Source organism: Gallintestinimicrobium propionicum (assembly GCF_025567525.1).
Classification (GTDB): domain Bacteria; phylum Bacillota; class Clostridia; order Lachnospirales; family Lachnospiraceae; genus Gallintestinimicrobium; species Gallintestinimicrobium propionicum.
Window position 1 is genome coordinate 423,720 of sequence record NZ_JAOQJY010000001.1, and the last position, 11,303, is coordinate 435,022.

The 11,303-nt window shown below is 43.0% G+C and carries 11 protein-coding genes and 2 pseudogenes; 1 reads left to right on the plus strand and 12 read right to left on the minus strand.

Annotated elements, in window-relative coordinates:
- Positions 1-46: 46 nt before the first annotated feature.
- The 3 genes and pseudogenes from OCV62_RS01965 to OCV62_RS01975 all read right to left on the minus strand — a co-directional run.
- A pseudogene (locus OCV62_RS01965) lies at positions 47-349 on the minus strand (ABC transporter permease subunit); the annotation flags it as partial.
- Positions 346-486: pseudogene (locus OCV62_RS18420) on the minus strand (tRNA (guanosine(37)-N1)-methyltransferase TrmD); the annotation flags it as partial. The pseudogenes OCV62_RS18420 and OCV62_RS01965, both read right to left, overlap by 4 nt.
- A complete protein-coding gene (locus OCV62_RS01975) occupies positions 443-994 on the minus strand; it encodes a DUF4127 family protein (RefSeq protein WP_308727773.1) in 552 nt (183 codons plus the stop codon). The pseudogene OCV62_RS18420 and the gene OCV62_RS01975, both read right to left, overlap by 44 nt.
- Positions 995-1,058: 64 nt before the next feature.
- Here OCV62_RS01975 and OCV62_RS01980 point away from each other — a divergent pair, with 64 nt between their 5' ends.
- Positions 1,059-1,868, plus strand: a complete 810-nt coding sequence (locus tag OCV62_RS01980) for a hypothetical protein (RefSeq protein ID WP_262584855.1) — start codon at positions 1,059-1,061, stop codon at positions 1,866-1,868.
- 62 nt (positions 1,869-1,930) lie between these two features.
- Here OCV62_RS01980 and OCV62_RS01985 read toward each other — a convergent pair whose 3' ends face one another.
- From OCV62_RS01985 to OCV62_RS02025, 9 genes are all read right to left on the minus strand, one after another.
- Entirely contained in the window at positions 1,931-3,817 is a 1,887-nt protein-coding gene (locus OCV62_RS01985) for a hypothetical protein (RefSeq protein WP_021914005.1), read from the minus strand.
- Positions 3,818-3,853: 36 nt separating this feature from the next.
- Positions 3,854-4,543, minus strand: a complete 690-nt coding sequence (locus tag OCV62_RS01990; RefSeq protein ID WP_021914004.1) for an N-acetylmannosamine-6-phosphate 2-epimerase — start codon at positions 4,541-4,543, stop codon at positions 3,854-3,856.
- 52 nt (positions 4,544-4,595) lie between these two features.
- Positions 4,596-5,468: a carbohydrate ABC transporter permease gene (locus OCV62_RS01995; protein ID WP_262584856.1), complete on the minus strand. Its 873-nt coding sequence runs from the start codon at positions 5,466-5,468 to the stop codon at positions 4,596-4,598.
- Between the two features lie 10 nt (positions 5,469-5,478).
- Entirely contained in the window at positions 5,479-6,423 is a 945-nt protein-coding gene (locus tag OCV62_RS02000) for a carbohydrate ABC transporter permease (RefSeq protein ID WP_118497559.1), read from the minus strand.
- Between the two features lie 110 nt (positions 6,424-6,533).
- The gene (locus OCV62_RS02005; RefSeq protein ID WP_262584857.1) at positions 6,534-7,901 is read right to left on the minus strand and encodes an ABC transporter substrate-binding protein; all 1,368 of its coding nucleotides are present in this window, start codon (positions 7,899-7,901) and stop codon (positions 6,534-6,536) included.
- A 165-nt stretch (positions 7,902-8,066) separates the two neighbouring features.
- Positions 8,067-8,876, minus strand: coding sequence for a MurR/RpiR family transcriptional regulator (locus OCV62_RS02010; RefSeq protein WP_262584858.1), 810 nt, complete (start codon positions 8,874-8,876; stop codon positions 8,067-8,069).
- 21 nt (positions 8,877-8,897) lie between these two features.
- Positions 8,898-9,818, minus strand: a complete 921-nt coding sequence (locus OCV62_RS02015; protein WP_262584859.1) for an ROK family protein — start codon at positions 9,816-9,818, stop codon at positions 8,898-8,900.
- A gap of 110 nt (positions 9,819-9,928) precedes the next feature.
- Positions 9,929-10,396, minus strand: a complete 468-nt coding sequence (locus OCV62_RS02020) for a response regulator (protein ID WP_118497556.1) — start codon at positions 10,394-10,396, stop codon at positions 9,929-9,931.
- Between the two features lie 104 nt (positions 10,397-10,500).
- Positions 10,501-11,265 (minus strand): amino acid ABC transporter ATP-binding protein, encoded by a 765-nt coding sequence (locus OCV62_RS02025; protein WP_118762304.1) that lies wholly within the window; start codon positions 11,263-11,265, stop codon positions 10,501-10,503.
- Between the last annotated feature and the right edge of the window lie 38 nt (positions 11,266-11,303).

The following is an 11,303-nucleotide window of genomic DNA, read 5'->3' on the forward strand; positions in this document are numbered from 1 at the left end:
CAGAAATAAAGCTTCGCTCCTCTAACTATCTCTCTGGCGTCCTGCATTATCCGCGGTAATAATTTAACTTCTTTTCCACATGCTCCATAACAACTGCAACGACCAGATTAAAAATGTAATAAAATACTCCTGCTGCCATCAGTGGCATTACAGAAGCCTGTGCCGCTGCAATCTGCTTTGCAATCGTAAACATCTCCGTTACTGTCAGCACAAAGGCCAGGGATGTATCCTTTACCAGCGTGATCATTTCGTTGGTTACTGCCGGAAGCACCCGCTTGATGACCTGCGGCAAAATAATCCGGAAAAACGTCTGAACGCGGCTGTATCCTAATACTTTTGCTGCCTCATATCCGGAACCTTTTTGCTCTCCCAGACCTCCGGTCGGGTGTACTGGGGATATTCCAGCAGATTCTCCTGAAAGCTTTCTGTCACGCCGGAATCCTCATTTTTTAAAACACCGGGAACCATCCGGGAAATTGCGTCGATTTATCCCTGCCCGAAATCCGACCTCAAACATACGCTTCCATGGCATATATTTCGATTTCTCGCTGGCATACTTTACATATATTTTGGGCTTCTTTTCATAAAGATGATTCAGGATTCTGGATATCAGTGTCAGTCCTACTTCATCCGCTCCCGGATACATCAAAACCTTATGAGAAATTCCCAAGCGGTCTTTATGCAAAACTTCCCCTGCTTTATGAATCTGCGCACCATAAATTTCATAATAATCAGGTTCCTCATCACTGCTGGAATAATTCGGGCAACGCATAACTACCTGAAATCCATAAATGACCATTTCAGGATTTCTTTTACGGATGTCTTTCAATACAGTCAACCGTTTTTGCAGACTTTCTTCTGTATCGCAATGTATTCTGGATGGAACCAGACCTCCATACAGAAGCATATCCACTGAAAATACAAGACCATCTGCATCTGCACATTCTTTTTCTGTTTTCTCATCCTTTCTATCAATATTATCAACTTGCCTTATTTTCTTTTTCCTTTATAATAGGAAGAAAGCAATATATCATTATATGTACGAAACGGAGTGCACCATGAAAAAGAAAAAACAAAATTACAGCCAGCTTCATTATGAACAGGAACTGGCTGCCCAAAAACGGCGTTCCAAAAAACATCCCGAACCTGTCCCTGAAATTATTCCGGGCAAAGAAGATCCCCAAACAGGCATTCTGTTTTTCCTGCGCAGAATCTTATTTCCGAATCTGACAGATCTTCTATTAAATAACCTGCTATTTTTTCTAACTGTTCTTCCCTTACTTCTCCTGACTGAACTCACCCTTCATACCGGAGGATTGATTTTTCTGGCCGGAGCATGGCTTTTTTCACCGATTGCAGCTGCCGGAATGGCTGCTCTGTATCACCGCTGCTGTGAATATACCAGAAGAATCGCTCCTTCTGTGCGCATTGCCTTTGTCTCATTTTTTATTCACAATTTAAAGGCATCCATTCTTCCCGGTCTGATTTCCGGTTTTTTATGGATTCTCTGCGGAATATATATAATAGGCGGAAACAGGCAAAAATCCACTTCCACATTGCTCTATTACTTACTGATAGTGCTAATTTTATTTTTAGTCAGCTGCTACACCACCATGCTCTTACTTCAGGTTGCTTTATTCCGGCTTCCCGTCAAAGCTGTCTTAAAAAATGCTGTTCTTCTGATTCCCTCCTGTGGCTTCAGATGTATCATTCCTGCATTGCTTCAACTGGGTTTTATATTGATTCTGTCATCCAATCTCTGGCTTGGCCTGCTTTTCTTTTTCCTGGGTATTCCGGGAATTATCTCAACAATCACCACTCATCTTCTCTGGCCAAGGCTGCAGCAGATTCTTTTGAAAGAAGAATAATTCCCTCATCCAAAAAACGGTCACTTTTCCTTTTATGAAAAGTGACCGTTTTTATGAGTATCCTATTTCCTTTTTTTCAAAATATCCGGCATCATCATTCCCATTAAAATTTCCGAAACAGTCCAACCTGTTTCACAGGCATAAGCTGCCCATCCCACATCGTGCGGCGCCGCATATGCCTCTTTCAGATCCATGTCAAATGCTCTGCACCAGGCTCCATCCAAATGTGTCCTGTCACTGAACATCTGCGTTTTTAAGCAAAAAATCACTGAATCCTTCCATAGTTCATGAAACCATCTGTCACCGGTTGCTTCATATGCAAAGGCAAATCCCATCGGAAGCCAGTTGCTGGAATATAACAAATCGGCCACCGGATCTCCATTCTCCGTCAATACAGAACATTCTTCTCTGGATTCTCTTGAAAAAGCAGCCCGATATCCGGTATCCCACTCTCGATATCCTCCAAAGGGATGTCGCACCTTCTGCAAATCCTCCGCAACGCGATATAGCATTTGCCTGTGCTTTTCCTCCCCCGTGGATTGATACAAAACTGCAAGCGGCAAGATCAGTCTGCACATTTCTTCCGTCTCGCTTTGTTCTCTGGCCGTTTCCGGATAAAGCTCCATCATGCGCTCCAGCCCTTTTTGCGCCACTTCTGTATATTGTCTCTTTCCGCTCGCCCTTCCTGCCAGCAAAAGTGCCGCATGATAATAGGCATTATAGTGAGCAGAAGGAAGTCCGTGTTCCTCTTGTCTCAGCCTATCCATTTCCATTTCTGTCAGATCGTAGTTATCCGTTCTGAAGATCCGCAATCCATCTTTTGCAGTCGTGCGGATTAAAAAATCCATTGCGCGACAGATATCTTCCACATGAGAACAATTTCCCATATACAAAGCATCATACAATCCAGGCAGCAACGCTCTCGCCACATCATCCTGATAACATACATTCCATGAGTTGGTGCACCATCGCACCATACCATCGAGCCGCCCGCCTCTGATAAACATAGGACCGTAAACAATTTTTTCCATCTTACCGGCCAATGCTGCATATTCTTTTTCCCCGCTTAAATATGCATACATTTTAAATGCCCCTGCGCTCTCTCCCGTGCAGTCTGTTCTGACCCCATCCAATACCGTATATTTTCCATCTGAATCAATATTATGCGCAATCCCTTCCTTGATTCCGCCGTTTCCTTCATCGACCAGAAATCGCTCTAACCAGCGCACTCCTTTTTCAATCGCTTCTTTTCTGCAATGTTCAAATTTTTCAGAATCCTCTAAATTTTCCATTGTCCCATAATGTACGATTGACGCCGGATAAAAATCAGGTTCTTTCCCCGTGATCCATTGTGCAAGATATTGAATAAAAGCTTTCCATTTCACACTTGGCGAAAATCTTGCTTCATTAAAACTGCGCAATATAAATCCTGCCCATAAAATATTTTTTCCGACTTTCCATACCCCCGGCTTTCCATTTTTAAGGATTTCCTCTTCTGACATCTTTGTATGCGTATGCGCTATAATGTGTTCCTGATAGATAAAAACAGGTTCAATTTCTTCCGCATGAAATTCCGGCACACACATCCGGTTTGCTTCATCATCCAAAAGATCTCCAGTACAAAATCCCGGGATTTTTTCTTCAGAGGGCTCAAGATAAATCATCCTGCTTTTAGTACTGTCTGTTGGTTCTCCACATAAAATATCCTGAAATCCCCGAATTGCCTGCAGAAAAATTTTTTTCCCTTTTCCCGCTTCTTTCTCCAGCTTTTCCCGAAATCTTGCTTCCAGATAAGCGCCGCTTTCTTCCGGCAAAATACAAAACGAATCGTAGTCCTCCAAATTAACAGTCAATACTTTTTGAAATTCAATACATTCTGTTTCTGCGCCGCAGCTTTCTAACACATCCACAAAATCACATTTTGAATCCGATACGATCAATGTCTTCATATACCGCTATCCTCTCCTGCTTTATAACTTAACTATTTATTCTTTTAAAGCATCCGTAAATTTTTTTGTGATCAATTGCGGTCTGGTAATCGCAGATCCTATAACAACGCTATATACGCCTATTTCCATAACCCGTTTCAATTTCTGCGGAGTATTAATATTTCCCTCTCCGATCACAGGATGTTTAACTCTTTTAATCAATTCCCGTATCAGTTCAAAATCATTCTTTTCTATCTGACAGCCCTTACTTTCTTCCGTATATCCAACCAGCGTTGTTCCAATAAAATCAAATCCTAATTTATCTGCATAAAGCATTTCCTGCATCGTAGAACAATCTGCCATCAAAAGCTGCTGCGGGTATTTTTCTCTGATTTCAGCATAAAATTCTTCAAGTTTTCTGCCATCCGGACGCCTTCGGCATGTAGCATCTACCGCAATCACATCCGGTTTTACCTGCATCAGTTCATCCACCTCTCGGATTGTCGGCGTGATCCGTACCGAACAGCCCGGATAATCTCTTTTTATAATTCCAATAATCGGTAAATCAACATTTTTTTTGATTTCTCTGATGTCCTCTACCGAATTGGCTCTGATGCCTCCGGCTCCTCCTTCTTTTGCCGCAACTGCCATCCTTCCCATTATAAAAGAAGAATGAAGCGGCTCTTCCGGCAATGCCTGACATGACACAATCAACTTATGAAATACCGACTCTATTGACCTTTCCATCTCTATTCCTCACATTTTCTTTCTAGTGGAATTCATACCTTTTACCGCTTTCCTATTTAATACCTGATGTTGTCTGTATTCCGTTCAGGAAAGCATTCTGACAAAAGAAAAAAATTACAATCAAAGGCACTGTAAACACTGTACTTGCTGCCATCAGAAGCGTCCATTCCGGCTGCGCTGCATTTTTAAACATCTGCAATCCAATGCCCAATGTATACAATTTACTGTCCTGCAGATACATCAGCGGCCCTACATAATCATTCCAGCAGGCAATAAATACCATGACTGCTACCGTTGTTAAAATAGAGGAACACATCGGATATACAATACTGTACAGTATCCTGAAATCTCCTGCCCCATCAATACGGGCGGCTTCTATTACGCTGGTCGGCAACGACTTCATAAACTGCCGAAACAAATAAATATAATAAGTGCTTCCAAAAAAACTGGGCAATACCAGGGGAATGAATGTATTCAGCATTCCCAGCTTTGACCATGTCGCATACATTGGAATCTGCGTTACCATCGATGGGATCATCATCGTCATCAAAATGATCGGAAACAGATACTTCCCTCCTTTCCACGGGATCTTTGTAATCGAATAAGCAACCATCGGACAGGAAATCAATGTCCCGATCACAGGAAGAATCGATGTGATCAATGTATTTTTTATATACCTTGCCATATCCATTCTCCCAAAGATTTCCGTAAAGTTACTCCATTTAATCGGATTTGGAAACCACTGCGGCGGCGTTGTGAAACAATAAGTCTCGTACTTAAGTGCTGTTGAAATCATCCAGTAAAGAGGCATTGCAAATACAAGCCCCAGAAAAACCAACATGATCACACCAAATATGTGAGCAGCTCTGCCTCTTACTCCTTTATAAATCATCATTTCACGTATCTTTTTATAAACAGCTTTCATTTCATCCCTCCTACTCTACATCGTAATTAACGATTCTGTCACTGAGTTTTCTTGTCAAAGCTGTCGTAACCATTACAATCAGAAACAGCAGCACTGCCAAAGCACAGGCATACCCCATCTTAAAGTAGGAAAATGCATTTTGATATAAATACAAATTATAAAACAGCAATGAATTTCCAGGTCCCCCGTTGATCTGGTTTCCTCCAACTGATACCAGAAGCATACCCTGCGTAAAATACTGGAATGCACCAATCATGGACATAATAACATTAAATTCAATTGTTGGAGAAATACAGGGAACTGTAATATGAAAAAACTTTTTAATACCATTTGCACCGTCCAGTTCTGCCGCTTCATACAAGGATGCCGGAACCGAACGAAGCGCTGCAAGATAAATGATCATTGTTCCCCCACATCTCCAGGCATCCATGATCATCAAAGAAATCTTTGTATATTTGGGGTCATTTAACCATGCAGGCCCCTCAATTCCGATCAGACCCAGAATCTGATTTACCAATCCATAATGTCCGTTCAATAACCAGGTCAACAGCATGACGCTTGCCACCACAGGAACAAGAGACGGTAAATAAAATACTGTCCTAAAAAACGGAAGACCGGGAATATTTTTCTGATTCAAAAGCAGTGCCAGCAAAAGTGACACTACCATACCAACAATTGGTGAAATAACAACCATATACAGCGTATTTTTAAGACCCTTCCAAACATACTGATCCTTAAAAGCATCTTTATAATTTTTCAGTCCTACCCACGCAGGCTCGTTAAAAAGATTATAGTCTGTAAAACTGTAATAAAAAGCCAAACATACAGGCAATAAAATAAAACACACAAAACCGATCAGCCATGGAGATGCAAACAATATTCCCTTCCAAAAAAAACGTGCCTCCCTTTTACTGGAAGATCCGAACTTTTCTTTTCTCCCGACCACTTTTTTCATTCATATTCCTTCCTTCCTCAATTAGTTTATTTGAAGGTTCCTTCCTAAAACAGACGGGGTGGTCTCACACCACCCCGTCCATTACCCCAATATCTTATTCCCAGGATGTTTTACTTGCCATTAAATGCGTCTGCAGCTGCCTGAACCTCTTCCTGAATATTGGACACTGCCGTATCCATATCCATCGTTCCTTCCATATAAGCAGTCATGTTATTTCCGATTGCGCCAAGATACTCATTCACATAGCCACTCATTGGAAATGACTGAAGATCCGCTTCTTTCAGCAATACCGCAACTTCCTTCAGTGCATCGCAAACCCCTTCTTTTTCCAACAGGGCATCCAACGCACTCTTTCGAGGCATCAATGCGCCAACTCCCTTTTCTCCCTCCGCAAGATATGTCATCGCTTCCTTTGAATTCAGATAAGACATTACTTCCCATGAAGCTTCCGGATTTTTGGTCTTTGCATTCATTTCATATACTGCTGCAGTAAACATGGATTTTCCGGGAACGCGTGCAATGCCCCAATCCTCGCCATATGCATATCCTGCTTCTACACCTGCATTATAAATTGACGAAATCGCGCTGTCCGGAAGAAGAAGAAATCCAGCTTCACCCGTCAGTATCGGATCTGTCACACTGCCTCTTGCCGGTCCAAAATCACTTTCCCAACCGGTTGCTACCGCATATCCGCCCTGATAATCGATAAGCTCCTTCTGTGCAGAATATGCCAGACGCATCGCCTCACTGTCAAACACAGGATTTCCATCCGCATCATTCCAGCTCGCTTCTGTCATTGAAGGCCAAAGGACGTTATCCAGCCAAGGGGACAAAGGATTCATTCCCATACTTGTACTTTCCAGATCATAACAATCCTTTGCACACTGAATCATGTCCTCAAAGGTTGTCGGGAAGTTCTCCCACCCGGCTTCTTTTAAAACATTTTTGTTATAAACTGCAAAAGAAGAAGATGCCAGATTGGGAATAGAATATATCTTTCCGTCTACAGTACACAAATCCCATACTCTTTCCAAAAAATCTGCTTTTTCAAATTCCGCATCATTTTCCACGAATTCTGTCAGATCATATAATGCTCCTCTTGCTGCCAAGGGCGACGCATACTGCCAGTACATATCAAAAAGATCCGGCGTATCCTGAGATGCGATTGCGGTCACCACATTATCATACGTTTTTCCAAAGCTGACTTCCACCTGGATATCTTCATGAGATGCATTGAAATCGTCTATCAGCTTTTTCAATCTGGAAGAAGATGCCGTAGGGTCATTATCTTCTGCTTTAAATGACCAAAGTGTTACAGTCGTTACCTCTCCTGATTTTTCTTCTTTTGTCCCTGCTTTAGCTTCTTCTGCCTTTTCTGTTTCCTGCTTTACAGCTTCTCCCCCGGCACTGTTTCCACATGCAGCCAAGCCAAATGCCATTGCCGTAGCCAGAAGCACTCCTATTACTTTCTTTTTCATATCCCTGTTCCTCCTTTAGGTATTTGTTGATGTTTGCATTATAACAACGTCCTATTATTTGTGCAACAAAACAGCCTCCTTTGGGAAATACTATCTCAAAAGAAGCTGTTTCTACAAAAAATGTGAAAATATATTCAGAAATCGTTAAAATTATCCAATCCATTTTCAGGATTTCTTTTTATTCAGGGTTTCCAATGTCATATGGTATCTTTGCCTTTTTATTTTAGTATCGTTTTTAAAATAGTATCCATAAAAAATATCCGTCAGTACCAGAATAGGAAATTGGGGCGAAATTGCGATTCCCTGATCCAGATTTCTGGAAGTTGCCGTATATAATACAACATCACAATCAATTTCAGCCTCTCTGTTTGCCGTAATCAGTACGACTCCCGCTCCTCTGCTTTTTGCTATACGGATTGCCTCCGTAATCGTCTGTGTATTGCCGCTTAATGAAATCGCGATCATCAGGCAGTCTTCATCTGCCACCGCTGCCGCCATCTGAATAACCTGCGAATCCGTCACAGACTGAATCTGAAGCCCCAGACGCATCATACGAAATGCCATTTCAGAAGCCGCATAGCCCGAACTCCCCAGACCACAGACAAGAACACGCTTATAGCTGCTTACCATTTCTGCCGCTTGGCATATCTTTTCTTCATCCAACTGCTGAAATACTTCTTCCAGAAGGCCGCCATATGTACATTTTACTTTTTTAGCAAGTTCGCTGATACTGTCCTCATTTATCTGCTCCTGAAGCTCTTTTTCATAATCGAAAACAAGTTCCCGATATCCTTTATATCCGCATTTCTTGGCAAAGCGCGATAATGTCGCATTAGAAATGTAAAGAATTCTGCTGATATTTCTCGCTGAAAAGTCCATGTATTCTTCATTTTTAATAAAGAAATCTGCAATCGACTGTTCTACAGAAGTCATATTCTCATATTCTTCCATCATCAAATGCTTTACACTGCCCATCCAAACATACCTCTTACATTCTCATTGATCTTTCATTCTATATTTTTCCAAAATTCCCGCCGCACAGCATGCTCCCAGCATCCCCGCATGGTTACCAAACTTTGCAAACCCAAGCTTTGTTTTTCTCCGAACCTCCGGAATCAGATAGCGGTCTAATCCCTTTTCAATCCTTGGCCGCAAATAATTCTCCTGTGCAGAAATTCCCCCGCCGATCACTACGATTTCCGGATTGAGCACATAGCACAGATTGGCGATCCCTTTCGCCAGAATATCGCACATTCTGTCAATTTCCTCAATACATACCTTATTGCCGCTTTGAGCCTGTTCAAAAATCCATTTCCCGGAAATCTCAAGACAGCTTTTCGACAGGCGTTTTGCCGTCCTCTTTACCAGGACAGATGTTGCCGCCAGTTCTTCAAAAGAGCTTCCGTCCATATGCATGTATCCCACCTCGCACGCACTGTAGGTATGCCCCTTTAATAATTTTCCCCGTTCCAAAAAAGCTCCGCCTATCCCCGTTCCGACCGTCAGCATCAGCATAGAGGAATGTCCTCTGCCGACTCCCTGATAAGCCTCCGCCATGGCCGCGCAGTTTACATCATTTTCCACATAGCACGGAATCTCAAACCGTTCCCGTACTTTTTCAGAGATATTCATCCCCGTATATCCGGGAATCAGATTTTCATTTGCTTCAGCAACGACCCCTCTGTCAGAATCAATAATCCCCGCGCTGGAGACGCACACTGCCTCCGGATTCGCAGCTGTGCTCAAATACTCTGAAATCCGTTCCAATACCGCATCCATGATTCCTGCTCCGCCTCTGGGCGTATCCATCACATCCGTCCTTAAAAAATTCATGTTTTCATCCATGATCCCGGATTTTATCGCCGTGCCTCCAATATCAATGCAGATAATCTTTTTTCCTCTTTTGTTTTCCATCATTTTTATCCTCTTTCTTCCCCTTTTGTAAAAGAGCAGACCCCGCTCCGGTATCTGCCCTCTTCCTCTCGTTTATCCTTTCAGCCCTCTTGCCTGGCGATACATATCCTCGATCACGATATCTTCAGCAGGCTCTGAAGAAAACGCTGCTGCAGTTCAAAATACTCGCCAGACAATACCTCATAGTATTCCCTTGCGCTCCTGTTGTCCTGCATTTTCTTCATAGCAGCAAACACGGTATCTTTTAGTTCCTGTCGATCTATCGGTTTCAGAAGATACGCAAAGGCTCCCTGTCGGATCGCCTGACGAGCATATTCAAATTCGTTATGACCACTCAATACAATAAAACCACATTCCGGCATTTTCGACCTAAGCCGCTCCATCAACGTAAGTCCGTCCATAAACGGCATGCGGACGTCTGTCAGGATAATATCCGGTCTGGAAGAAAGGGCCATTTCCAATGCCTCTTCTCCATCTGCGGCCTCTCCTACGACCTCCACACCGATTTCAGACCAGTCTATTGCGCTTTTGATACCGACACGCACATAATACTCATCGTCAACAATCAATAGTCGAAACATGGACACCACCCCCTTAGTCTCCCTATTTTCCTGATCCTTTCCCTCTTTATCGTAGACTTAAGTATAGCAAGGAATCAGAATAGCTGTCAAGGGAGGTGTGTCCTTCAGACCTGCATGACACGACCGATGAACTCCTTCACACGGGCATTCGGGTTTCCAAACACTTCCTCCGGCGTACCCTCCTGGCAGACCAGACCTTTTTCCATGAAGATCACGCGATCCGAAAGCTCTTTGGCAAACTGCATCTCGTGTGTAACGATCACCATAGTCATGTGCTCGTCTGCCAGCTGCCGGATGACGCGCAGCACTTCTCCGGTCAGCTCCGGGTCAAGCGCTGAGGTCGGCTCGTCAAAAAATAAAACCTTTGGCTGCAGAGCAAGCGCTCTGGCAATCGATACTCTCTGCTGCTGTCCACCGGAAAGCTGATAGGGATAGGCATCTGCCTTATCCGACAGCCCCAGCTGTTTTAACAGCTTCCATGCACGCTCTTTTGCTTCTTCCTTGGAAACATCATCCACACAAACCGGCGCGTCGATAATATTTTTCATGACAGTATAATGCGGAAACAGATTGAAATTCTGGAACACTAGGCCGAAATTTTTCCGGATTTCCTTTAATTGCTTCTTATTTGCATAGACACATTTTCCGTTTTCTTCCCACGCAGCCTTTTCTCCGAGAAAAGAAAGATCGCCGCCATCCATTTTTTCCAGCATGGTCGCACAGCGCAGCAGTGTCGATTTGCCGGAGCCGGACGGACCGATAACCGATACGACTTCTCCCTTATGGACGGAAAGGGAAATATCCTTTAAGACCTCCAGCTCTCCAAATGTTTTTTTAACATGATTCATTTCCAGATAAATCTGACTCATTGTAACATCGTACCTTTCCTGAATTTCCGTCTGACTGC

Excerpts from the sequence above, each read along its gene's own strand:
- OCV62_RS01990 (WP_021914004.1), bottom strand. The coding sequence starts at position 4,543 with ATGGAAAGGTCAATAGAGTCGGTATTTCATAAGTTGATTGTGTCATGT.
- OCV62_RS02020 (WP_118497556.1), bottom strand. The coding sequence starts at position 10,396 with ATGTTTCGACTATTGATTGTTGACGATGAGTATTATGTGCGTGTCGGT.
- OCV62_RS02000 (WP_118497559.1), bottom strand. The coding sequence starts at position 6,423 with ATGAAAAAAGTGGTCGGGAGAAAAGAAAAGTTCGGATCTTCCAGTAAA.
- OCV62_RS02015 (WP_262584859.1), bottom strand. The coding sequence starts at position 9,818 with ATGATGGAAAACAAAAGAGGAAAAAAGATTATCTGCATTGATATTGGA.
- OCV62_RS01985 (WP_021914005.1), bottom strand. The coding sequence starts at position 3,817 with ATGAAGACATTGATCGTATCGGATTCAAAATGTGATTTTGTGGATGTG.
- OCV62_RS01980 (WP_262584855.1), top strand. The coding sequence starts at position 1,059 with ATGAAAAAGAAAAAACAAAATTACAGCCAGCTTCATTATGAACAGGAA.
- OCV62_RS02025 (WP_118762304.1), bottom strand. The coding sequence starts at position 11,265 with ATGAGTCAGATTTATCTGGAAATGAATCATGTTAAAAAAACATTTGGA.
- OCV62_RS02005 (WP_262584857.1), bottom strand. The coding sequence starts at position 7,901 with ATGAAAAAGAAAGTAATAGGAGTGCTTCTGGCTACGGCAATGGCATTT.
- OCV62_RS02010 (WP_262584858.1), bottom strand. The coding sequence starts at position 8,876 with ATGGGCAGTGTAAAGCATTTGATGATGGAAGAATATGAGAATATGACT.
- OCV62_RS01995 (WP_262584856.1), bottom strand. The coding sequence starts at position 5,468 with ATGAAAGCTGTTTATAAAAAGATACGTGAAATGATGATTTATAAAGGA.